The following is a 22,802-nucleotide window of genomic DNA, read 5'->3' as shown; positions in this document are numbered from 1 at the left end:
TCTTGGGTAGGGATTTTTAATATTCAGGCATAGATTGTGAGGATATACTCAGTTTACGGTAATCTCAATTAACATAACTTTCATTTTTGTTTGGAAGTATGATAAATATTGACTATATATTATAAAATATATAATAGATTTCCATTGATTAACAGTTATAATATTGATAGGGAGGAGGTTTGTTTTCAGTGGACAAAAGCAAATTAAGCGAACGTGATATTTGTACAAAATTTATTACTCCTGCTATTCAACAAGCAGGATGGGATATAAAAAAACAAGTACGAGAAGAATATAGTTTTACGGATGGTCGTGTTATCGTTAGAGGAAACCTTACCACAAGGGGAAAACGCAAAAGAGCCGACTACCTTCTTTACTATCAAGCGAATTTACCTATTGCCATCATTGAAGCAAAAGATAATAACCATTCAATCGGTTCAGGAATGCAACAGGCAATTGAATATGGAGACATATTAGACGTGCCATTTGTCTTTTCCAGTAATGGAGATGGCTTCATAGAACATGACATGCTAACTGGTTTGGAACGTGAAGTTTCTTTAGAACAGTTCCCCTCACCAACAGATTTGTGGATTAGATATAAGCAATTTAAGGGTCTTACCCAAGAACAAGAAGAGATTATTACAGAGCCATATTATTATACAATTGGAGATAAAACTCCACGTTATTACCAACTTAACGCAATTAATCGTACCATTGAAGCGATTGCTAAAGGACAAGACCGTATCTTGTTAGTCATGGCAACTGGAACTGGTAAGACGTACACAGCCTTTCAAATTATCTGGAGATTATGGAAAGCCGAAAAGAAAAAGAAGATTCTCTTTTTAGCAGACCGTAATATATTGATTGACCAAACTATGCAAAACGATTTTAAGCCATTCCAAGGGGTTATGACAAAGATTGAAAATCGTCAGATGGATAGCTCTTATGAGGTTTATTTAGCCTTGTATCAACAGCTTTCAGGCAACACAGATGAAATGGATATTTTCCGTCAATTCAGTCCTGATTTTTTTGGTTTAATAGTTGTAGATGAAGCTCATAGAGGAAGCAGTCGTGAATCATCCAGATGGAGAAACATACTTGAATATTTCCATTCAGCTACTCAAATCGGTTTAACTGCTACACCAAAAGAAACGGATAAAATCAGTAACATCGCTTACTTTGGTGAACCAGTTTATACCTATTCGCTTAAACAGGGTATTGCGGATGGCTTCTTAGCTCCATACAAAGTCATTCGGATAGGCATAGATAGGGATTTAGAGGGATTCAGACCAACCAAAGGACAATTAGATAAGTATGGACAAGTCATTGATGATAGAGAATATTATTTAACTGATTTTGATAGAGATATTGTCTTAGAAAGGCGAACTGAACTGGTCGCTAAAAAAATAACTGAGTTCTTGAAGAAAACAGACCGTTTTTCCAAAACCATTGTTTTTTGCATTGATATTGAACATGCAGAACGAATGAGACAAGCTCTGGTCAACGAAAATGCCGACTTAGTGGCTCAAAATCCAAAATATGTTATGAGGATAACAGGCGATAATGCTGAAGGCAAAGCTCAACTGGATAACTTTATTGACGAGGAGAGTCTTTATCCAACGATTGTTACAACAAGTAAATTAATGACAACAGGGGTAGATTGTAAAACTTGCAAACTCATTGTGTTAGATAACATTTTTGGTGAAAATGGTATGACGGAATTCAAGCAAATCATTGGTCGTGGAACACGCTTAAAGCCCGAATATGGGAAAGAGTATTTTACAATTATGGACTTTCGCAATGCTTCCAGATTATTTGCTGACCCTGACTTTGATGGTGAACCAGCCCAAATATATGAACCTGGTGAAGATGATGATATTGTACCACCTACACCACCTGACGGTGATAGCGAAAATGGTGACAACGATGATGGAAATGACGGTGGAGACGGTGAAAAAAAGAAAAAATTTTATGTAGCTGATGCTGGTGTTCAAGTCTTAAATGAACGTGTCATGTATTATGATAAAGATGGAAAACTCATTACGGAAAGCCTTAAAGACTATTCCAAAAAGACCATCTTACAAGAGTTTGCTACATTAGACGACTTTATTAAAAAGTGGAACAGCGAAGACCGAAAACAGGCTATTATTGATGAATTAAAAGAACATGGTGTCCTTTTGGAAGCTCTTAAAGAGGAAGTTGGTCAGGATTTTGACGAGTTTGACTTAATCGCTCACATAGCATTTGATATGAAGCCTCTGACACGTTCTGAAAGGGCTAAAAAAGCTCGGAAAGAAGATTACCTCGCCAAGTATTCAGGAGTAGCCAGAGAGGTCTTAGAAGCCATTATAGACAAATATCAAGATGAAGGAAGATTTGACTTTGAAGACGTACAGCTTTTAGAATTAAATCCATTTAATAAGTTTGGAAATCCAATGAAGATTACCAAGTCATTTGGTGGTAAAAACAACTATATTCAAGCAATCAAGGAACTTGAAAAGAATATTTACGCTTAATGAAGCTCTTTCCTTTGAGAAGGAGCTTTTTTGTTCGACAGTATTCATCAAATAATGACTTGATGAATATAAAAAATGCAGATAAAATATTAATTGAAAAGTGTTAATTATATTCATTATTTTTGGTGAATTTTTATGGTGGTGATAAATTGAAGAACTCAACTGAATTTGAACAATCGAAAGATTATTTGGAAGACCTATTATTGCTACATGGCGTTCCAAAGAACCTTGCTCTACTTCTTTTTGAGTTATTGAGCTATGTAAATAAAGATAATCAAATTGTTATCAATGCCTTTATAAAAAAGGAATTGGCTGAAAAGGCAAAAATTAGCAAAGGGACAATCGACAATGCCTTAACAAAGTTAAAAGATTCAGGGCTATTGGAGCGGTTAGATAGAGGGGTTTATATTCCGCATTCAACTTTATTAAAAGTCCCAAAGTTGATTAAAGGAAATGCAGTTTCCTTTAAAGTAACCTATAGCAAAAATAAAAAAGAGATTGAACCGATTTGAAAGGGGTTTGAATATGAGTATTGGAACATTAATTAAACGAATTCAGGATATTATGCGACAAGATTCTGGTGTAGATGGTGACGCTCAACGTATTTCTCAAATGGTATGGCTACTATTCTTGAAAGTATATGATGCAAAGGAAGAGTTATGGGAATTTTATGATGAAAATTATCAATCTATCATTCCAGAAGAATTACGGTGGAGAAATTGGGCTGTTGATGAAAAAGATGGTAAAGCACTTACAGGAGAAAAATTACTTGATTTTGTCAATAATGAGCTTTTTCCAACTTTGAAAGATTTGAAAGTAGACGAAACTTCTGAAAAAAGACAAGCAATAGTTAAATATATTTTTGAAGATGTCTACAATTATATGAAAAATGGTACGCTACTTCGGCAGGTTATCAATGTGTTAAATGAAGTCGATTTTACCGAGCACGAGGAAAGACATGCGTTTAATGATATTTATGAAAATATATTAAAAGACCTACAATCAGCAGGGAACTCAGGTGAATTTTATACCCCCCGACCAGTAACCGAGTTCATAATTGAAATGCTAAAGCCACAAATTGGAGAAAGTATTGCTGATTTTGCAAGTGGAACAGGTGGATTTTTAATTTCAGCCATTTCATATATGGAAAGCCAAATTAAAACACCAGATGATAAAAAAACGATACAACGAAATCTTTTTGGAATTGAAAAAAAACCACTTCCATATTTATTGGCAATGACAAATTTAATTTTACATGATATTGATTCTCCTAATCTTTTACATGATAACTCATTATCGAAAAATGTTAGGGATTATAAGGAAGAAGACAGGTACAATGTAATAGCAATGAATCCCCCCTATGGAGGCACTGAAGAAGAGGCTATCAAAGTGAACTTTCCAGTAAATATGCAGTCATCCGAAACTGCTGATTTATTTATGACCTTAATCATGTATCGTTTAAAGAAAAACGGAAGAGCTGGAGTCATTTTACCAGATGGTTTCTTGTTTGCTACAGATGGTGTAAAGAAAAATATTAAGGAAAAGTTATTGTCTGAATTTAATTTGCATACGATTGTCAGATTACCTGAAGGAGTATTTTCCCCTTATACAGATATAACGACTAATTTATTGTTTTTTGATAAAACTGGAGCAACAAATGAAATTTGGTATTACCAACACCCACTTCCAGAAGGCTATAAAAAATATACCAAAACCAAGCCTATCAAAAAACAGGAATTTCAATCTGAAATAGCTTGGTGGAATAACCGAAAGGAAAATGATTTTGCATGGAAGGTATCCATTGAGGAGATTAAAGATAGGCAATACAATTTGGATATAAAAAACCCAATGCAAAAAGAAGAAAAAGAAGAGCGTACATTGACAGAGATATTAAATGAATTGGAAGAAAATTTCGCATCCTCTTCACATTTGATAGGCCTTTTAAGAGGTGAATTGAATGAGTAGGTACAAAATCAAGGATTTGTTTAATATTGAAAAAGGAACATTGCAAAGCTCCAAAAATGTTGAAGGAAAATATGATTTTATTACTGCTTCATCTGATTGGAAAACACACGAAACCTTTACACATGATTGTGAAGCACTGATTTTTGCAATGGGTGCTTCAGGTTCATTGGGAAGAACTCATTACGTTAATGGGAAATTTATTACAAGTGATTTATGTTTTATTCTAACACCTAAAGAGGAGTTTAAAGATAAATTAGAGCTAAAACTCTACTATCACTACTTCAACTTTAATCGTGAAGAAATTGTTAAAGCAACAGCCACAGGTACATCAAAAAAGGCTATAAATTTGGCGAATTTCTCTAAATACGAAATTGATTATGTGGAAAATCAAAAGGAACTGTTAAGAAAAATAGAGATTGTTCTCCCAAAGGTAACAGAGTTAGAAAAAATTATAATGAGAAATTCTTCTTTGTTAGAAAGTTTGTCAAGGAAATTATTTGAGTATGGAGTAAAGGGTAAACTTGTACCCCAAAATCCTTGCGATGAACCAGCAAAAGAAATTTTGGAAAGCATAAGACAAGAAAAACTAACACTGGTAAATCAGAAAAAGTTGAAAAGAGAACAACCACTACCAGGAATAACTGATATTGAGAAACCCTTTGATATACCAAATGGATGGGAATGGGTTAGGTTAGGTGAGGTAACCAATATTTTGAGGGGGTCTTCTCCGAGACCAAAAGGAGATAAGCGTTACTTTTCAGAAACACCAACTGATTACAATTGGATAACTATAAGTGATATTACAAGTTACTCCAATAACAATATATTATATAAAACAAGGGAATTTCTAACCTCTGAGGGTTCAACTAAGAGCACATATGTTAGTAAAGATGAAGTAATTATTGCTGTGAGTGGTTCAACTACTGGAAAAAGCTGTTTAACAGGTATAGACGGATATATTTATGATGGTTTAGCTGTTATTCGTTTGTTTAGCTCAGGAATCAGTGAGAGATATTTGTCATTATTTATGAAATATCTTTACGATTTTCTTAACAATTCAAAAGAGGGCAGTGCATTTCCTAATATTAATACGGATAAATTGAAGAAGGTGGTTTTTCCGTTACCTCCTATCAATGAGCAAAACCTTATTGTTGAAAAAGTAGAGCAACTATTAAAACTTGCGAATGAACTGCAAAGTAAAGTGGTTTATGCAAAAAAAGAATCCGAATATATTATGAAGTCAGTATTACAAGAGGTTTTTGGTAACGTATAAAGCGACCGAGCCACATAAGGTTTGGGTCACTAAAGACTATTTCTTATGAGTACGACCAAGAAGACCACCTTTTTGCCCTTGCGGAGCTTAGAGGTGGTTTTCTTTTTCTGCAATTTATTCAAATTAGACACCTGTCTGGATACATATTGAATAAAAGAGTACAGGTCAAAAGCATCTATAAATATGGTAAAATAATACTATGAAAATTTAGGAGAGAAGGTTTTAGTTTTTGAACAATCAATTTTCAAAAATAAAAAATTTTTTTAAAGGATGGCATGAAAAGAAAATCACTTTGCTTTTAATTACAGGAGGAGTCGGTGTATTATCAACTGGATTTGCACAGGACTGGTGGAAAAGTGTACTCATTTCTTTTGCAAATGAAGTATTTCATACCCATATACAATACACCGAAGAGCCAACCAATTACGTATATTTAACCATAGCAACATTAGTAGGTGCAGGGTTAATCGGATTAGGACTCTGGTTTTACTTCAAAACAAAAGAAAAAGCAAAGAAACAAACAATGTTGCAAATTCGCCATTCTTCTATCGAATCGGTAGATTACTCTAAAGTCGATGTCGATTTATCTGATTACAATATCGAACCGTATCCTATTTTACAATCAGAGGAACTTAAAGTCCTTAAAGAACCAAATCTTCACCATGCTTTGCGAGAACAGGAAAAAACTGTTACTAAAATTCTCCAACGCATAGATGGAAATGCCGATATCGAATTGTCATATTGGGGATTGGCTCATATTCCACTTCTCTTTTTGCTCGGCTATCAATTAGCTGATAAGTCAAACAGCTCCTTCTTTGAATGGAATCAGAACAAATTAAGATGGGAAAAGGTGAAAGAAAAGCACGTGGTGTATCCTCCTTTAAAGATTGAAAAAACTGATTCAAAACAGAGCGTAGAAGAAACAAAGGAAGTAGTAGTAAAAATAGGAGTAACTTATCCTGTAAATGATACTGACCTAAGTGGCCTTCATTTGGATAGTCTTAACTCCTTTTATTTACACTTAGAACCACCTCACCGAAATGCAATTGTTTGCAAGGAGCAACTTAATGAATATCAGAAGAGGTTTCGCCAGTTGTTAGATGAAATAAATCAGACATTTCCTCAACTTGAAAGGATTCATTTGTTCTATTCAGGACAACCTTCTTTAGCTTACCGCTTGGGAAGTAGCATTTCACCGAGAATGGACAAGGAGATTTGGGTTTATAACTATGTAGGTTTATCTCAACCCAAATATAATTGGGCAATCAATCTTAAGAAAATTGGCAATCAAATAGATATTAAATTACCTGGGGGAGAATTGCTATAAATGAAGGATTTGAACAGTAAGTTTAACACGTTTTATGGGAAACATGTGGTCTTACCAAAAAAAGAAAAAGATTCTCTTTTTGAAAAAAAGAATTTGAATATTAAACGGTTGAAGGAGGGTTTAAAAGAATATAACGAGGAGAAAGGAACAAGTTACAAGTTAGCAGAAGAGCCTATTGTTCAAGGTAGTGTAGCGATGTCTACCGTTACCCAAAATGAAAGTAAGGATTATGATATAGATGTCGCTATTGTGTTTGAAAAAGACTTACTACCAGATGGAACAACTAAAACAAAGAATATCATTGTAGATGCTTTAAAGAAAAAATGTACAAATTTTAAAGTTGAACCTACTGCTAAGACGAATTGTGTCCGTATCGTGTATCAAGAAGGGTATCACATTGATTTTGCTATCTATCGTAGATATAAAAAGAATGAAGAAGATGACAGTTATACATATGAACATTGTGGGAGTGAATGGAGAGAAAGAAATCCAAGAGCAATCACTAAATGGTTCTTAGATGAAAATAAAGCAAAAAATTATCAATTAAGAGAAGTAGTTCGCTTGTTAAAAATGTTCTCCAAATCAAGAGAGAGTTGGGTAAATATGCCTGGTGGACTCATTCAAAGTGTTTTAGCGAACGAGCAATTTCAATCCTATGAAAGAATGGATGAATGTTTTTATTATACTGTTAAAGCGATTAAAGATAGATTAGCAGAAGACACAGAAGTGGTTAATCCAACAGACCCATCTAAAAGCCTTAAACTGGTCAGCAAAGATGATACGAAAATGGTCAACTTATATAACAGGCTAAACGATAAACTATCAAAATTGGAAATACTCTTTGATGAAGAATGTACTGAATATCAGGCTGTTGAGGCATGGGGAGAGTTTTTTAACCATTCCTACTGGACAGAACAAAAAGAGAAACTTTCAAAGGCTTTGGAGTCCTACACTTCTCTTAATGAACTTGAAGAATTCACCCGTTATCGGGAAACCGAGGAATTTATCCAATATCTATTTCCAGTAAACTACCAATCTCGGTATGAGTTAGAGTTAGATTGTAGGGTAGTAAGAAATGAAAAAACTGCTGGTTGGTTACAATCCATGATAAAAAAGAGAGAGGTATTGTTACCAGGCTGTCAATTGTACTTTATGGCTAAAACAAATGTTCCTGCACCTTATAATGTGTATTGGAAAGTGAAAAATAGAGGGGAGGTAGCCCAAATAAATGACAATATTCGAGGAGAAATTGTACAGACAGATAGCTTAAATCACTATGAAGAGACCTCTTTTAAAGGTAATCACTATGTTGAATGCTATATAGTTAAAAATGGACAATGTGTTGCTAAACAAAGAATCAATGTAGATATTAAACTATCTTGAAAAATGAAAAACAGTTTGTCTTAGTAAAACCTATATTGAAGGAGGAATTAGATTGAGCAAATATGGTTTTGATATTATCAATGGTGAAGAAGTACCGCAATTAGTAATAACAGAGAATTATGAAATAATAGGGAAACATTTGGGTACTGTCCATGTAGAAAAAGGAACTTTATTTATTAAAGGGGAATTATCTGGAACATTAGTTATCTATGAAGGTGCAAGTGTAGTGATAAATACTGGTGGAAAACAAAGTGGTACGGTTTCTGTTTATGAAGGTGCAACTATACAAATTAAAGGTAAATTAAGTGGCACATCAACCATTCACTCAGGTGCAGAAATCATTATTGAAGAAAATGCAGAGATGACGGGTACTACGACAAACAATGGCCTTATTATTATTCGTGGTGTATTTTCTGGTGCAACATCTGGGAATGGAGAATTTAGAGTAGAGGGTAACGGTTATATAAAAGAGCCAATTATTCGAGATGGAGTCTACTATTACGTTTAGGAATGCCTAAAACAAACTTTGATTCATAAAGTAGAACACTCTTTAATAAATGAAACAGAATCAACCAAAACAGGAGGATAGGCAGTGGCTTATCCTTATTTTCTTTGGAGAAAAATTTAAACGCCTTTTTTAAAAGACGTTTATAAAATACTATCTTATATTTCTTTTTCCATTTCACAAAAAAGTTCCGATGTTTTAACTTCTAAGCCTTTCGCAATTTTAACGACATTTATTAATGTAACATTCCTTGTGCCTCTCTCCACCTCGCTAATATAAGTTCTATGAAGGCCCACGATTTCAGCAAATTTTTCTTGAGAAATGTTTTTTGAGAGTCTTAGTTTTCTTACAGTAAGTCCAAATTGAGTTTTAACATTCTTATCATCCATAGTTTCAATTTAAAAAAATGTAGACTATATATCTACAGACTATGAGTGACATTTTGTGAAATGTTGACTATAATAGATAAGAATTATTAATTCCTGAAGTAAGAGGTCGATTAGATGAATAGCTCGAAGCTGACTATCGAAAATGATATATTTATAACAAAAACACTTTATTTCCTTCGGGGGTAAAGTGTTTTTTTGTATCCTATCTTACTCGGAGGAAATAGTAAATTATTTTTTACAGGGGGAGTTACTTTGAAAATAGAAAACTGGGCTATAGAAAAGGAGAGTAAAAATATTGCCTATTTATGTATCTCAATGAATGGAGAAGGAAGAAAATTCAACTCATTAATGAAAAGTATAGAAGAAATGAAAATTGAAAGGAAAATGGGAGAGCTAAGTTCTAACTATTCAGATGATGGGAAGTTAGAATGGTTCAGAAACAGAGTATATATTGATAGGAAACATCAAATAAAGGTCTTTATAATGAATGGTGATTTAGAGATTGTTATTGGTGAAATTACCTTAAGTATTCATGACTTTGAATCTAAAAGTAAATTTAAAGAATTTACAAAACTAACAATAGCAATTACTTATGAAACAATAAGTCCTGTACTGTATAAGAATCCCTGGGAATTGCTAAATTTTATTGTCATTAAAGACATCAAAAAATGATTGTAGTGGATATAATGAAGGATTCTTGAATATGGGGAATTATATCAATGGCAGATGGGTGGTCATTTTATGAACAGGATAGATGAAATAATCAATTCAGGGCAATTTGAACGAGCCTTTAATGAAGTTTGGGAAAATAAGAGTGTATCTATCAGTGATGCATATGACAACATTAATAAATTGATAATAGATTCCTTCAATACTGGATATCATTCAGGGTATAAAAATGGACATTTTGACGGAATAACTGATGTAAAACTAAAATTGATGGTGAAATTGTCAGTTCATACAAATCTGGATGATACCTTAATTCTGAAAGGGATGGAAAAAGAATACGATGGAGATTACATAAAGGCTCTTAAAGATATAAGAGAGATGCAAACGAATGATGATTAAGGAGTGTTGTGTTAAATGGAACTTGTCCCTGGAAGAGAACCGAAAGCGATAACCTATCAGCAGTTTCAAGATTACACGCCAGAAAAACTGGAAATGTACGAAAATAATGTGTTTTTCACAGAGAAAGAGCGAATTCGGATGCTTACATTACTTTTAACAAATGTAGGAATAAAAACAATGTTGAAAAACCTACCTTCTGAATCCCGAAAGGAGTTAGTGGAAGTGGTCGAAGAGATAGAAATTGAGCAAAAATATTTAAAGGTTGTAGAACATGTTGTTTCAAACTTTAGGCAACTCAAAATGAACTATGATTATCAGTTCGATAAACAAAATCAAATTGTATATATCTATTGCCATTTACTTGATACGAATACTATATGGCTTTATAGTCATATCTACGATGAAGAAACTGGAGAATTTAAAGAAAAAGAGAAATTTCATGCGTTTGCCAGTGCAGAAGTATTGCGGAGGTTATTGAATAAATAGTTTGGGTGTAAGTGGAAAACGATAGCAATACCAATCTGAGTTTATCGCCCTTATCAATAATTAGAACTAATCTTAGTAGTGGATAACTCTCTGCAACTTTTGTAGTAATATAATATTTTCATTTTCCCCACTGGTAATAAATCCCTCTTTATTGTATGCTTAAGGTGAATGGCGATACTGGACAACTATCGTCATTCCGCATAACCGAGCTTTAATAGTTTGGTTCACAATTCAATTATTTTGTGCGAGAACGACAAGAAAAACCATCCTTTTTGCCTTTGCGGAGCTTTTGGGGATGGTTTTTCCCTTTTACAATACCCATCATGCAATTGGGTTAATTAAGATATAAGCAAGGTGTTTAAATTTCCTAAATATCAATAAATAGAAATCAATTACGAGGAGAAAAAGATGATTCCACATTTTAATAGCAAATTAGAATTTCTAACTTTCTTATCCACTGAATGTATTCGTAATATGAAAAATATTGAATTTAATCATCCACAGGTATTTGGGATACAAAAAGCATATGAATCCACATTAAACTATTTAGCAAAAAAGGAGGAAGCGTCAGGGGGATGTCATCTGATTTCTGCAATGTTACATATTTTATTAACGGAGCAGGGAATTGAAAATGAACTGGTGATAGGAGAAGTAGAAGACTATGAAACTAATACCCAATTTAGTCATTCTTGGGTTGAAATAGAGGGAAAAGTCTTTGACCCAGCCGTCATGCACACTTTGGATGGTAATGTACACCCACCAGTTTATAACGGAGTAAAATTAACACTCGAACCATTAACTATGGAGTATGGCGTATCTATTGATGAAGAGGCACTGGATAGAGATGCTAAACATCTTTTAGATAAGAGTGTAACTGCTTATCTTGATGCGATTAAAGATTACGGTTATCCTAAGAATTATTTATGGGATGAGATTCTAAAAGTAGGAATCGGCATCATGGGGTTTACCAATTTATCAAGGCTTCGTAAAAAATATGATACCCATTATAGAGTATTAAAAACGAAAGGAATAGAAGCACAGGAGGTTTCAGATGACGTTAAAATGTAAGAAAGCGACTAATCCAACCAAAAGACCAATGATTGTTCCAGAAGAATTGTTTTTATCCGAAAAAGTAAGGAAAATGAATCAAGAGGCTCTTCGGATTATTGCAAAAAGGGGTATGTAAATAATGGAAGAAAGAAAATTTATAGTTAAATCAAAAGTGTACTGTTCTCTTCCCACTCCTTCTCCAATGACCATAAGACGGGAAAACGATACAAAAGAGCTACTCGACTTTTTAGAAGGATTAAAAAGGAAAAGGATTTTCTTTTGGAGAAGATAATACTCTTTTGTTTTATATAATATGTCTCCCACCAAAAATAACTGGTTTCAAAAACGGTCGTTATCGGAACTTTTGAACCCAGTTATTTTTTTGTTGAAATACTGTTGAATATCAGTACCAAAAACAGTTCCAAAATCAAATTCCCAAAATTGATGAATCCTTACGTTTATGGTACTTTGGAGACATGGTAACTGTAAGGAGGAAAACGGATGATATTTGGGTATGCCAGGGTAAGTTCCAAAATGCAGAACTTTGAAAGTCAACTTGAACAATTAAAGAAAGCTGGTTGTGAAAAGGTTTATAAGGAAAAGGTAACTGGAACAAAATTGGAGAGAATTGAGTTAGAAAAACTTTTGGAACAACTTAGACCTAATGACGTAATCATTGTAACGGAACTTACAAGACTTAGCAGGAGTACAAAGGATTTATTTAAGGTTGTAGAAGTAATAGAGCAAAAAGGTGCCCATATTAAATCTTTAAAAGAAAGTTGGTTAGACACTACTACACCGCAAGGTAAACTTATGTTTACGATTTTTGCTGGAATTTCTCAATTCGAGAGGGACTTAATTTCACAAAGAACAAGAGAAGGACTTGAAAATTCAAGAATGAGGGGTAGGAAGGGAGGAAGACCTCCGAAGTCGAATAATAATATAGAATTAGCCATAAAAATGTATAATAGTAAGGATTATTCAATAAAGGAAATTACAAATGCAACGAGTGTTAGCAAAACGACTCTATACCGCTATATAAATAAATGAAGAAAGAGGGTGAAATCTTAATGTCAGTGGAAGAGAAAAATCAAAAAAATAAGGGTGGTAGACCGAAGAAGTATGATACGGAGTATTTAAAGGAATTATTATATAAATATGTAAGTAATGAAAATCCTAATAAAGTTAAAGTTGCTGATTTGGTCAAATATACTGATATTCCAATTCAAGCCTGGAGATTCAATGAGGATATAAAAAAGGAAATTAAGCTGGTAAACAAGAAGATAGAAGATATAACCGTTATTGCTCCTATTAAAGATGTAAAAGAATTGTGGAATATTCCCTCCGCAGAAGATATAGTCATCAAGAATTATAAGAATAAAAATAAGTTGGTTGAGGTAATTGATACTTTATTAGAGGCGTATCAATTTAGCTTAGAAAAATCTCTTCATGCTGAAGAACTGGAAAGGGAGAATCTTCATCTGAAAAGTCAAATTGCTTCATTAAAAGAGGATATTGAATTTTACAAAGATGAAATGAAGAAAATGGCAGTTCAAAGCACGTTAGCAATTGAACGTAATGAGAATAAACTTAAGGACAATATCATAGACATAAAAAATTATAGTGAGACTAAAACGACTTTTAAAGACCTATTTGATGATTAACCCATACAAGGTTAAGTTTGAAGATGATGATAATAATAGTTTTATCATTAGTTAGGTTTTATCATTTAGGAAACCCATTTATATCAATGGTTTGGTGGTTTTATCAATATATTAGACAAATATAAGTGGGGCATGTAACAAAAGAGGGGAATATTGCAGGTCCGAGATTACTAGAGCATATGGTAGATACTGTTTTGTATTTTGAAGGAGAGCGACACCATACGTATCGAATTTTAAGAGCTGTTAAAAACCGCTTTGGATCAACAAATGAAATGGGTATTTTTGAAATGAAGGAATCAGGACTTGAAGAGGTAGAGAACCCTTCAGAGATTTTCCTTGAAGAGCGCTCAGCTGGCGCTGCGGGGTCAACTGTCGTTGCTTCGATGGAAGGAACACGTCCTGTCCTAGTTGAAGTGCAAGCACTTATTTCTCCTACGAGCTTCGGTAATCCACGTCGAATGGCAACGGGAATTGATCATAATCGGGTATCACTGCTTATGGCAGTATTGGAAAAACGTGTTGGATTACTACTCCAAAATCAAGATGCATACTTAAAGGTAGCGGGTGGGGTGAAATTAGATGAACCTGCTATTGATTTAGCTGTTGCTTTAAGCATTGCTTCAAGCTTTCGGGATCAACCATCCAATCCTACGGATGTCATTGTCGGTGAAGTAGGACTGACCGGAGAGGTAAGACGAGTATCGAGAATTGAGCAGCGTGTTCAGGAGGCAGCAAAGCTTGGCTTCAAAAGGGTCATTATACCAGAACGAAACTTAGGGGGATGGACGATTCCTCGAGGAATAGAAGTAATAGGAGTCAGTGATGTTCGTCAAGCAATTCAACATACATTAGGCAGATAAAAAAATGAAACATATTTCAATTAAAATCGTATAATAATAAATTGTTCATTTTTTGAGGTGCTCAAAAATTTAAGTGTAAATAAGGTAATAATAAATAGTTAAATAAAAAATACTATATAAGTATTGTTTTACACATCTATGTCATTCTGTTTACATTTTTAAAAATCTATTTATTGTAGGTTTCAATTATTATAAAGTGATTATAATGAATAAGAGGAGGTGAAGGAATGTTAAAACGTATTGTGCAGCTATTCTTTATAATTGTTGGAGGTATTCTTGGTGCTCTTTACTTACCAGAATTACTGGAGCTGTTAAATATCGACAATATTCCATTCTTAAATAAGCCATATACGCTTGCGATATTAGGTGCTATTATATTATTTATTACGACTTTTTGGTTAATTGATTACATTGTAGGACTTATTAAATGGTTAGAGGAAGCTTTGATTAAGGCTCCTGTAACTGATGTGTTATTTGGCAGTTTAGGCCTTATCTTTGGTTTAATTGTTGCATTTTTAATTGTTATTCCATTAGATCGAATTGGATTTGTCGTTGTTAATACGGTCGTTCCAATTTTCGTAACTGTTCTATTAGGTTATTTGGGATTCCAAGTAGGATTTAAAAAGAGAGATGAACTTGTCAGTTTATTTTCTATTAATCGGATAGGCAAGAAAAAGGGTGCCGAAGAGGAAGAGACGAATTCAAAGGCAAAGCAACTAAAAATTTTAGATACGAGTGTCATTATTGATGGCCGTGTTGCAGATATATGTCAAACTGGATTTCTAGAAGGAACGATTGTTATTCCACGATTTGTACTAGAAGAATTGCAGCATATTGCAGATTCATCAGATGTACTTAAACGAAATCGTGGAAGAAGAGGGCTTGATATTTTAAACAGAATCCAAAAAGAACTTTCCATAAAGGTAGATATTTATGAAGGAGACTTTGAGGATATTCAAGAGGTTGATAGTAAGCTTGTGAAGCTTGCTCAATTAACGAGCGGTGTTGTTGTTACAAATGACTTCAATCTTAATAAGGTATGTGAACTGCAGAATGTTGCGGTATTAAATATTAATGATTTAGCGAATGCTGTTAAACCGGTTGTCCTTCCAGGTGAAGAATTAAATGTACAGGTCATTAAAGATGGGAAAGAGCATAATCAAGGTGTTGCATATCTTGATGATGGTACAATGATTGTCGTGGAGGAAGGTCGCGATTATATCGGAAAACGAATTGATGTACTTGTAACGAGTGTATTACAAACATCAGCCGGTCGGATGATTTTTGCAAAGCCCAAGCTACTAGAAAAGGCATTATAGACTATACTTTTCTATAGCAATATCATAAAATGAATCCATAGATATAAATGAAATTGATAGGAGCGCTTCTCGATGAATTATCAGGTTGTTATCCCTGCTGCAGGTCAAGGTAAAAGAATGAATGCAGGGAAGAATAAACAATTCATCAAACTGCAATCAAAACCAGTCATTGTCCATACTTTGAAGATTTTTGAGGAAGATCCTCATTGTAATGGGATTATCTTGGTTATTAATAAAGATGAGCAAATTGAGTTTGAAGATCTTGTAAAGTCCTATAAAATCCAGAAGGTTATCTCGATTGTACAGGGCGGAAGTGAAAGACAACATAGTGTATACAATGGTTTGAAAAAGGTTACGGACAGTGAGATTGTATTAGTTCATGACGGTGCTAGACCATTCGTTAAGACTACTCTCATTCATGAGTTAGTACAAACTGCAATGGAAACAGGAGCAGCTGTTTTAGCTGTGCCTGTAAAGGATACAATCAAACGGGCATCCGCAAACTTGATAGTGAATGAAACTGTTGAACGTTCCGGCTTGTGGGCCATACAAACCCCACAAGCTTTTCATGTTTCAATTTTACAACATGCCCACGAGCTTGCTTTGAGGGATGATTATCTTGGTACAGATGATGCTAGTCTAGTAGAACGTATCCCTAAGCAAGTTGCAATTGTAGAAGGCGAGTATACGAACATAAAGCTAACAACACCAGATGATTTATTATTTGCTGAAGCAATTTTACAAAGATGGGAAAACTAGAAAATATACATAGAGGGGGAATTATCGTGTTCCGGATTGGGCAAGGCTTTGATGTTCATCAATTAGTCGAGGGTCGTCCATTGATTATTGGTGGAATTGAAATACCGTATGAAAAAGGTCTTTTAGGTCATTCAGATGCAGATGTGTTACTGCATACTGTCTCAGATGCTTGTTTAGGTGCGATTGGAGAAGGGGATATCGGGAGGCATTTCCCTGACACTGACCCAGCTTTTAAAGATGCCGATTCTGCGGTGCTAATGGAGCATGTATGGAAGTTAGTTAAGGAAAAGGGTTATGTGCTAGGGAATGTAGATTGTACAATTATCGCACAAAAGCCTAAGATGGCTCCATATATTGAACAAATTCAAAAGAGGATTGCAGAGCTTCTAGAAGCTTCAATCTCACAGGTGAATGTGAAAGCAACAACAACAGAAAAACTAGGGTTTACCGGACGTGGCGAAGGAATTGCAGCCCAGGTGGCCGTATTGCTTCAAAAGGGTTAATTGTGAAGCACATTAGTTGATGATAAAATATCGTGAGTAGTAAGAGTTGAGAGATGTAATGGGGGTAAAACAATATGTCAAATAACATAAGAGTACGATATGCACCAAGCCCAACAGGTCATTTACATATAGGGAATGCGAGGACGGCTTTATTTAATTATTTGTATGCAAAAAACCAAAATGGAAAATTTATTATTCGAATTGAGGATACCGACAAAAAGCGTAATATTGAAGGTGGAGAAGAAAGCCAATTAACATTTTTAAAATGGCTTGGCGTTGAATGGGATGAAGGTCCAGATATTGGCGGAGTATATGGACCATACCGCCAATCAGAGCGTAATGAAATTTATAGAAAGCATTATGAGGAATTACTCGAAAAAGGATTAGCATATAAGTGCTATTGTTCCGAAGAGGAAATTGAAAAGGAACGTGAGGAACAAGCTGCACGAGGTGAAACACCACATTATTCAGGGAAATGTCGTAATCTTTCCAAAGAAGAGCAAGAGGCTTTTGAAAAAGAAGGACGTTTACCAAGTATTCGCTTCCGTGTTCCTGCAGGAAAAGTGTACCAATTCAATGATATGGTAAAAGGTGATATTTCCTTTGAATCAGCGGGAATTGGTGATTATGTTATCGTGAAGAAGGACGGAACGCCTACGTATAATTTTGCTGTGGCAATGGATGACCATTTGATGGGAATAAGCCATGTCCTTAGGGGAGAAGATCATATATCAAACACCCCAAAACAAATCATGATTTATGAAGCATTTGATTGGGATGTACCAACATTTGCTCATATGACGTTAATTGTCAATGAAAGCCGTAAGAAGCTTAGCAAAAGGGATGAATCCATTATCCAATTTATTGAACAGTACAAAAATCTGGGCTATTTACCAGAAGCATTGTTTAATTTCATAACACTTTTAGGTTGGTCACCGGTTGGCGAGGAAGAAATTCATTCAAAGGATGAGTTTATCAATATCTTTGATTCAAATCGTCTATCAAAATCACCAGCAGTATTTGATACGAATAAACTTAAGTGGATGAATAATCAATACATCAAGAAGTTGAATCTCGATCAATTGGTTGAAATAGCATTACCACATTTAGTCAAAGCAGGTCTTGTTGATGAGAATATGAATGAGGAACAGCAACAATGGGCTCGTGATTTGATCGGATTACATCAGGAAAAAATGAACTATGGTGCAGAGATTGTTGAACTTACTGAATTATTCTTTAAAAATGAAATAGACTATGAGGAAGAAGCGAAGGAAGTATTAGCAGGAGAAACAGTCCCGCAAGTTTTACAAGCATTTGTAGAAGAAATTGATGGACTAGAAACATTTTCATCTGACGAAATAAAGGCAGCCATCAAGGCTGTTCAAAAGGCAACTGGTCAAAAAGGTAAAAATTTATTTATGCCAATCCGTGTAGCGGCAACCGGACAAATCCATGGACCAGATCTTCCTGAAGCGATTCATTTATTGGGCAAGGAAAAAATAAAATCACGAATTCAGAGCTTAATTAGTTAACATATTGATCAAAATATAATATAGTATAGATAATCTTTAAATAAGAACCATATTTGAAAATGTTGATAAGGAGAGTAAATAAGCCTTTACATTAAAATGTGTATGCAAAAAGGTAGGTTTCTTGCCCTTTTTGGATCACTCAAAGAGAGAACCACCGCCGGCTGAAAGTGGTTTATGTTAAATGCTTATTGAAATGCACCTTTGAGTCTCTTGTCGAACCACTTTGTGTAGTAGATAAGGGCGGAGCCTCACCGTTATGAGATTAAGTTGAGATAGTGTGAGATGAATCGACGCTATCTAAACAGAGTGGAACCGCGCATAAGCGTCTCTGTGTTGAATACACAGGGACGTTTTTTATTTTTCCCGGACTTTCTTAACGCATATTTATATTGGATTGGAGGTTGCCCTATGTTTAAAAGGATGAAGGAGGATATCGAGGTTGTCTTTGAGCAGGACCCTGCAGCTAGGAATTCTTTAGAGGTAATCCTAACATACTCGGGCTTACATGCAATATGGGCTCATCGAATTGCACACAGTCTTTTTAATCGGAAATTATTTTTCTTAGCGAGAGCCATTTCACAAATTAGCCGCTTTTTTACCGGTATTGAAATTCACCCCGGTGCAAAAATTGGCCGTAGGTTTTTCATTGACCATGGGATGGGAGTGGTAATTGGAGAAACTTGTGAAATTGGTAATAATGTGACCGTCTTTCAAGGTGTGACACTTGGAGGAACAGGTAAGGAAAAAGGAAAAAGGCATCCTACCATTCTTGATAACGCGTTGATTGCAACGGGTGCAAAGGTACTCGGTTCAATCACAATTGGGGAGAATTCAAAAATTGGAGCGGGCTCAGTCGTTTTACGAGATGTCCCACCTAATTCAACCGTTGTCGGAATACCAGGACGTGTAGTGGTTCAAGATGGTATTCGAATTGATAAAGAAAAAGATTTAAATCACTGCGATTTACCAGATCCAATATCGGACCGAATAAAAGAGCTTGAAGATGAAATTGAGCAGCTTAGAATAGAATTTAGAAACAGGGAAGGTGTACAGGATAATGTCCATTCACATTTATAATACATTAACGAGGAAAAAGGAAGAATTTAAACCGATTGAAGAAAACAAGGTTAAAATGTATGTGTGCGGTCCGACGGTTTATAACTATATTCATATAGGAAATGCCCGACCTGCGATTGTTTTTGATACTGTTCGCCGCTATTTTGAATTTCGAGGATATGATGTGAATTTTGTATCAAATTTTACCGATGTCGATGATAAGTTAATCAAGGCAGCAAATCAGCTTGGAGAAGATGTTCCGACAATCGCGGACCGTTTCATTGATGCGTACTTTGAAGATGTATCGGCTTTGGGATGCAAACAAGCAAATGTTCACCCACGGGTAACAGAGAACATTGATATTATCATTGATTTTATCCAAGCGCTTGTTGATAAAGGATATGCATATGAAGCGGGTGGAGATGTCTATTATAAAACAAGAGAGTTTACAGAGTATGGAAAGCTATCTCATCAATCAATTGATGAGCTTCGTCTTGGTACCCGTATTGAAGTAGGTGACAAGAAAAGGGATGCTCTCGACTTTGTACTTTGGAAAGGTGCGAAGGAGGGAGAGATATTCTGGGAGAGCCCATGGGGTAACGGGCGACCAGGCTGGCATATTGAATGTTCTGCCATGGCAAAAAAATACTTAGGGGATACAATTGATATCCATGCTGGTGGTCAAGACTTGGCATTTCCTCACCATGAAAATGAGATTGCTCAATCGGAAGCCGTTAATGGTAAAACATTTGCGAACTACTGGATGCACAATGGCTATATAAATATCGATAATGAAAAAATGTCAAAATCACTAGGTAATTTTGTTTTAGTACACGATATAATTAAAGAGCATGACCCACAATTAATTCGATTCTTTATGTTATCAGTTCATTACCGTCATCCAATTAATTACAGTGTTGAATTATTAGAAAGTACAAGAAATGGACTGGAACGATTACGAACATCATATACGAATCTTAAGCATCGTGCCCTTAGCAGTACAAATTTAACGACGAATGACGAAGAATGGCTAGCAAAAGTAAAAGAGTTCCGTACAGAATTTATTCGTTCAATGGATGATGATTTTAATACGGCAAATGCGGTATCAGTCCTTTTTGAGTTATCAAAACAAGCGAATTATTATTTACAAGAAAAAAATACGTCTGATGCAGTCATTAACACCTTCATACAAGAGTTTGTAGTTTTGTTTGGGGCACTTGGGTTAACACTAGAAGTAGATGAATTACTAGATGAGGAAATCGAAGCATTAATCGAAAAACGTATTCAAGCACGTAAGAACCGTGACTTTGCATTGTCAGACCAAATACGTGATGAGCTTAAAGCAAAGAATATTATTTTAGAAGATACTCCTCAAGGTACACGTTGGAAAAGAGGATAAGAGATGTTTTTTTCAGACACAACAATTGATAGTCATCAATTAAATAGCCTTGCACTAGCTTATATGGGTGATGCTGTATACGAGAAATTCGTGAGGCATTACCTGTTAAGCAAAGGGAATGTTAGGCCGAATCAACTTCATAATATTGCAAAACGATATGTATCTGCAAAAGCACAGTCAGCGATTATTCATCAAATGATGGATGATGATTTCTTTTCGGAAGAAGAGCAAGGTGTGATTCGAAGAGGAAGAAATGCAAAGAGTGGTACAGTTCCAAAGAACACAGATGTACAGACGTACCGCTATAGTACAGCTTTTGAAGCACTAATTGGCTATCATTATTTGCAAAAGAATAATGATCGAATTGAAATAATTATCGAAGAAGCATTTCGAATTATTGAACACTAGGAAAGGAGGAGAATACGATGGCAAATGATTATATTATTGGAAAAAATCCAGTCATTGAGGCGTTAAAGTCTGAAAGGGAAATTAATAAAATTTGGATTGCTGAAGGCTCTGTTCGTGGACAAATGACTCAAATTACCTCACTTGCAAAAGAGAATCATGTACTCGTTCAATTCGTTCCAAAAAAGAAAATTGACCAAATGGTTGAAGGTAATCATCAGGGTGTTGTCGCTCAAGTTGCGGCCTATGAATATGTAGAAGTGGATGAGTTCTTTTCCATTGCGAAGGAAAGGAATGAAAACCCGTTTATTTTAATTCTTGATGAAATCGAAGATCCACATAATTTAGGCTCAATTCTGCGTACTGCAGATGCAGTTGGAGCTCATGGCGTGATCATCCCAAAAAGAAGAGCAGTAGGACTTACAACTACTGTTGCAAAGGCTTCAACAGGTGCGATTGAATATGTACCGGTAGCGAGAGTGACTAATATTGCTCGGACACTTGATGAGTTAAAGGACCGTGGCGTTTGGATTGTTGGAACAGATGCAAAAGGAAAAGAGGATTACCGTAATCTTGATGGAAAAATGTCAATAGGCTTAGTAATTGGAAGTGAAGGTAAGGGAATTGGACGATTGATTAAAGATAAATGTGACTTTTTAATCCGTCTTCCAATGCAAGGAAAAGTTACCTCTTTGAACGCTTCCGTCGCTGCCAGTCTTCTCATGTATGAGGTTTATCGTAAGCGGAATCCACTTGGAGAATAGTACAAATGGATATCCTGCTGGTAGATGGATATAACATCATAGGTGCTTGGCCAGAATTACGAAAGCTAAAAATGAAAGACTTTGCATCAGCACGAGATTTGTTAATAGAAAAAATGGCTGAATACCAGGCATACACAGGATATAAAGTAATCGTTATATTTGATGCCCACCTCGTACAGGGAAATGAAACAAAGCTTAAGACTCGTAAGGTTGAAGTGATTTTTACAAAACAAAATGAAACCGCCGATGAACGCATTGAAAAAATGGCAAAAAAGTTAGGAAATATTAAAACACAAATTCATGTTGCAACCTCTGATTATACAGAACAATGGCAAATTTTTGGACAAGGTGCCTTAAGGAAATCAGCACGAGAACTTTTAAATGAAATGAATTCGATTGAGAACAATATCGAGCAAAAAGTAAAGAAATCATTTAAGGAAAAGAGCTCATCGAAAATTCCGCTTTCTGATGAGGTTGCAGAAATTTTTGAAAAATGGCGCCGTGGAGAAAGATGAACGGTTGACGCTTTGAAAAATAGTCCTGTATAATATTTCTATATAAAGAATTTTTTGTACGGGTCGG

The 22,802-nt window shown here is 35.0% G+C and carries 24 protein-coding genes and 1 pseudogene; 24 read left to right on the top strand and 1 reads right to left on the bottom strand.

Annotated elements, in window-relative coordinates; all coding sequences use genetic code 11:
• Window positions 1-188: 188 nt before the first annotated feature.
• From hsdR to MJG50_RS12325, 7 genes are all read left to right on the top strand, one after another.
• Window positions 189-2,513 carry an EcoAI/FtnUII family type I restriction enzme subunit R gene (gene hsdR, locus MJG50_RS12355; RefSeq protein WP_240256044.1) on the top strand — a complete coding sequence of 775 codons (2,325 nt, stop codon included), beginning with the start codon at window positions 189-191 and terminating at the stop codon, window positions 2,511-2,513.
• Between the two features lie 149 nt (window positions 2,514-2,662).
• Window positions 2,663-3,025: a replication/maintenance protein RepL gene (locus MJG50_RS12350; RefSeq protein WP_240256043.1), complete on the top strand. Its 363-nt coding sequence runs from the start codon at window positions 2,663-2,665 to the stop codon at window positions 3,023-3,025.
• Between the two features lie 13 nt (window positions 3,026-3,038).
• Complete coding sequence (locus MJG50_RS12345; RefSeq protein WP_240256042.1) at window positions 3,039-4,478, top strand: N-6 DNA methylase; 1,440 nt, start codon at window positions 3,039-3,041, stop codon at window positions 4,476-4,478.
• The gene (locus tag MJG50_RS12340) at window positions 4,471-5,751 is read left to right on the top strand and encodes a restriction endonuclease subunit S (protein WP_240256041.1); all 1,281 of its coding nucleotides are present in this window, start codon (window positions 4,471-4,473) and stop codon (window positions 5,749-5,751) included. The genes MJG50_RS12345 and MJG50_RS12340 overlap by 8 nt, the downstream gene beginning before the upstream one ends.
• A gap of 229 nt (window positions 5,752-5,980) precedes the next feature.
• Entirely contained in the window at window positions 5,981-7,078 is a 1,098-nt protein-coding gene (locus MJG50_RS12335; protein ID WP_240256040.1) for an SAVED domain-containing protein, read from the top strand.
• A complete protein-coding gene (locus MJG50_RS12330; RefSeq protein ID WP_240256039.1) occupies window positions 7,079-8,461 on the top strand; it encodes a nucleotide-binding domain-containing protein in 1,383 nt (460 codons plus the stop codon).
• 52 nt (window positions 8,462-8,513) lie between these two features.
• Window positions 8,514-8,969, top strand: a complete 456-nt coding sequence (locus MJG50_RS12325) for an autotransporter adhesin family protein (RefSeq protein ID WP_240256038.1) — start codon at window positions 8,514-8,516, stop codon at window positions 8,967-8,969.
• A 155-nt stretch (window positions 8,970-9,124) separates the two neighbouring features.
• Here the strand turns inward: MJG50_RS12325 and MJG50_RS12320 are convergent, their stop codons facing one another.
• Window positions 9,125-9,355, bottom strand: coding sequence for a helix-turn-helix domain-containing protein (locus MJG50_RS12320; protein ID WP_240256037.1), 231 nt, complete (start codon window positions 9,353-9,355; stop codon window positions 9,125-9,127).
• A gap of 252 nt (window positions 9,356-9,607) precedes the next feature.
• Between MJG50_RS12320 and MJG50_RS12315 the strand changes: the two genes are divergently transcribed.
• The 17 genes and pseudogenes from MJG50_RS12315 (at window position 9,608) to MJG50_RS12240 (ending at window position 22,735) form a co-directional block, all read left to right on the top strand.
• Window positions 9,608-10,027, top strand: coding sequence for a hypothetical protein (locus MJG50_RS12315; RefSeq protein WP_240256036.1), 420 nt, complete (start codon window positions 9,608-9,610; stop codon window positions 10,025-10,027).
• Between the two features lie 69 nt (window positions 10,028-10,096).
• Window positions 10,097-10,423, top strand: a complete 327-nt coding sequence (locus MJG50_RS12310; RefSeq protein WP_240256035.1) for a hypothetical protein — start codon at window positions 10,097-10,099, stop codon at window positions 10,421-10,423.
• Between the two features lie 15 nt (window positions 10,424-10,438).
• On the top strand, window positions 10,439-10,909 hold the full coding sequence (locus MJG50_RS12305; RefSeq protein WP_240256034.1) for a hypothetical protein: 471 nt from the start codon (window positions 10,439-10,441) through the stop codon (window positions 10,907-10,909).
• Between the two features lie 408 nt (window positions 10,910-11,317).
• Window positions 11,318-11,977 (top strand): lasso peptide biosynthesis protein, encoded by a 660-nt coding sequence (locus MJG50_RS12300; RefSeq protein ID WP_240256033.1) that lies wholly within the window; start codon window positions 11,318-11,320, stop codon window positions 11,975-11,977.
• Entirely contained in the window at window positions 11,961-12,095 is a 135-nt protein-coding gene (locus tag MJG50_RS22185) for a hypothetical protein (protein ID WP_275695599.1), read from the top strand. Before MJG50_RS12300 ends, MJG50_RS22185 begins: the two co-directional genes overlap by 17 nt.
• Window positions 12,096-12,460: 365 nt before the next feature.
• A complete protein-coding gene (locus tag MJG50_RS12295; RefSeq protein WP_240256032.1) occupies window positions 12,461-13,009 on the top strand; it encodes a recombinase family protein in 549 nt (182 codons plus the stop codon).
• Entirely contained in the window at window positions 13,006-13,623 is a 618-nt protein-coding gene (locus tag MJG50_RS12290; protein WP_240256031.1) for a hypothetical protein, read from the top strand. Before MJG50_RS12295 ends, MJG50_RS12290 begins: the two co-directional genes overlap by 4 nt.
• A gap of 125 nt (window positions 13,624-13,748) precedes the next feature.
• Window positions 13,749-14,483: pseudogene (locus tag MJG50_RS12285) on the top strand (magnesium chelatase domain-containing protein); the annotation flags it as partial.
• A gap of 227 nt (window positions 14,484-14,710) precedes the next feature.
• A complete protein-coding gene (locus tag MJG50_RS12280; protein WP_240256030.1) occupies window positions 14,711-15,802 on the top strand; it encodes a PIN/TRAM domain-containing protein in 1,092 nt (363 codons plus the stop codon).
• Window positions 15,803-15,874: 72 nt separating this feature from the next.
• Window positions 15,875-16,561 carry a 2-C-methyl-D-erythritol 4-phosphate cytidylyltransferase gene (ispD, locus tag MJG50_RS12275; protein ID WP_240256029.1) on the top strand — a complete coding sequence of 229 codons (687 nt, stop codon included), beginning with the start codon at window positions 15,875-15,877 and terminating at the stop codon, window positions 16,559-16,561.
• A gap of 26 nt (window positions 16,562-16,587) precedes the next feature.
• Complete coding sequence (ispF, locus tag MJG50_RS12270; protein ID WP_240256028.1) at window positions 16,588-17,064, top strand: 2-C-methyl-D-erythritol 2,4-cyclodiphosphate synthase; 477 nt, start codon at window positions 16,588-16,590, stop codon at window positions 17,062-17,064.
• Window positions 17,065-17,138: 74 nt separating this feature from the next.
• Window positions 17,139-18,596: a glutamate--tRNA ligase gene (gene gltX, locus MJG50_RS12265; RefSeq protein WP_240256027.1), complete on the top strand. Its 1,458-nt coding sequence runs from the start codon at window positions 17,139-17,141 to the stop codon at window positions 18,594-18,596.
• A 408-nt stretch (window positions 18,597-19,004) separates the two neighbouring features.
• Window positions 19,005-19,673, top strand: coding sequence for a serine O-acetyltransferase (gene cysE / locus MJG50_RS12260; protein WP_240256026.1), 669 nt, complete (start codon window positions 19,005-19,007; stop codon window positions 19,671-19,673).
• Entirely contained in the window at window positions 19,654-21,051 is a 1,398-nt protein-coding gene (cysS, locus tag MJG50_RS12255; RefSeq protein ID WP_240256025.1) for a cysteine--tRNA ligase, read from the top strand. The genes cysE and cysS overlap by 20 nt, the downstream gene beginning before the upstream one ends.
• A gap of 3 nt (window positions 21,052-21,054) precedes the next feature.
• Window positions 21,055-21,459 carry a Mini-ribonuclease 3 gene (locus MJG50_RS12250; RefSeq protein WP_240256024.1) on the top strand — a complete coding sequence of 135 codons (405 nt, stop codon included), beginning with the start codon at window positions 21,055-21,057 and terminating at the stop codon, window positions 21,457-21,459.
• 17 nt (window positions 21,460-21,476) lie between these two features.
• Complete coding sequence (gene rlmB / locus MJG50_RS12245; protein ID WP_240256023.1) at window positions 21,477-22,220, top strand: 23S rRNA (guanosine(2251)-2'-O)-methyltransferase RlmB; 744 nt, start codon at window positions 21,477-21,479, stop codon at window positions 22,218-22,220.
• 5 nt (window positions 22,221-22,225) lie between these two features.
• On the top strand, window positions 22,226-22,735 hold the full coding sequence (locus MJG50_RS12240; protein WP_240256022.1) for an NYN domain-containing protein: 510 nt from the start codon (window positions 22,226-22,228) through the stop codon (window positions 22,733-22,735).
• Window positions 22,736-22,802: the final 67 nt, after the last annotated feature.

It is taken from the genome of Fredinandcohnia quinoae (assembly GCF_022427965.1).
In the GTDB taxonomy this organism is placed as follows: Bacteria; Bacillota; Bacilli; order Bacillales; family Bacillaceae_L; genus Ferdinandcohnia; species Ferdinandcohnia quinoae.
Note: the sequence above shows the minus strand (reverse complement) of the source record. Positions and strands in the feature narration are given on the sequence as shown.

Excerpts from the sequence above, each read along its gene's own strand:
- MJG50_RS12345 (WP_240256042.1), top strand. The coding sequence starts at position 3,039 with ATGAGTATTGGAACATTAATTAAACGAATTCAGGATATTATGCGACAA.
- MJG50_RS12340 (WP_240256041.1), top strand. The coding sequence starts at position 4,471 with ATGAGTAGGTACAAAATCAAGGATTTGTTTAATATTGAAAAAGGAACA.
- MJG50_RS12330 (WP_240256039.1), top strand. The coding sequence starts at position 7,079 with ATGAAGGATTTGAACAGTAAGTTTAACACGTTTTATGGGAAACATGTG.
- MJG50_RS12320 (WP_240256037.1), bottom strand. The coding sequence starts at position 9,355 with ATGGATGATAAGAATGTTAAAACTCAATTTGGACTTACTGTAAGAAAA.
- MJG50_RS12310 (WP_240256035.1), top strand. The coding sequence starts at position 10,097 with ATGAACAGGATAGATGAAATAATCAATTCAGGGCAATTTGAACGAGCC.
- MJG50_RS12305 (WP_240256034.1), top strand. The coding sequence starts at position 10,439 with ATGGAACTTGTCCCTGGAAGAGAACCGAAAGCGATAACCTATCAGCAG.
- MJG50_RS12300 (WP_240256033.1), top strand. The coding sequence starts at position 11,318 with ATGATTCCACATTTTAATAGCAAATTAGAATTTCTAACTTTCTTATCC.
- MJG50_RS22185 (WP_275695599.1), top strand. The coding sequence starts at position 11,961 with ATGACGTTAAAATGTAAGAAAGCGACTAATCCAACCAAAAGACCAATG.
- MJG50_RS12295 (WP_240256032.1), top strand. The coding sequence starts at position 12,461 with ATGATATTTGGGTATGCCAGGGTAAGTTCCAAAATGCAGAACTTTGAA.
- MJG50_RS12290 (WP_240256031.1), top strand. The coding sequence starts at position 13,006 with ATGAAGAAAGAGGGTGAAATCTTAATGTCAGTGGAAGAGAAAAATCAA.
- MJG50_RS12280 (WP_240256030.1), top strand. The coding sequence starts at position 14,711 with ATGTTAAAACGTATTGTGCAGCTATTCTTTATAATTGTTGGAGGTATT.
- ispD (WP_240256029.1), top strand. The coding sequence starts at position 15,875 with ATGAATTATCAGGTTGTTATCCCTGCTGCAGGTCAAGGTAAAAGAATG.
- gltX (WP_240256027.1), top strand. The coding sequence starts at position 17,139 with ATGTCAAATAACATAAGAGTACGATATGCACCAAGCCCAACAGGTCAT.
- cysE (WP_240256026.1), top strand. The coding sequence starts at position 19,005 with ATGTTTAAAAGGATGAAGGAGGATATCGAGGTTGTCTTTGAGCAGGAC.
- cysS (WP_240256025.1), top strand. The coding sequence starts at position 19,654 with ATGTCCATTCACATTTATAATACATTAACGAGGAAAAAGGAAGAATTT.
- MJG50_RS12250 (WP_240256024.1), top strand. The coding sequence starts at position 21,055 with ATGTTTTTTTCAGACACAACAATTGATAGTCATCAATTAAATAGCCTT.
- rlmB (WP_240256023.1), top strand. The coding sequence starts at position 21,477 with ATGGCAAATGATTATATTATTGGAAAAAATCCAGTCATTGAGGCGTTA.
- MJG50_RS12240 (WP_240256022.1), top strand. The coding sequence starts at position 22,226 with ATGGATATCCTGCTGGTAGATGGATATAACATCATAGGTGCTTGGCCA.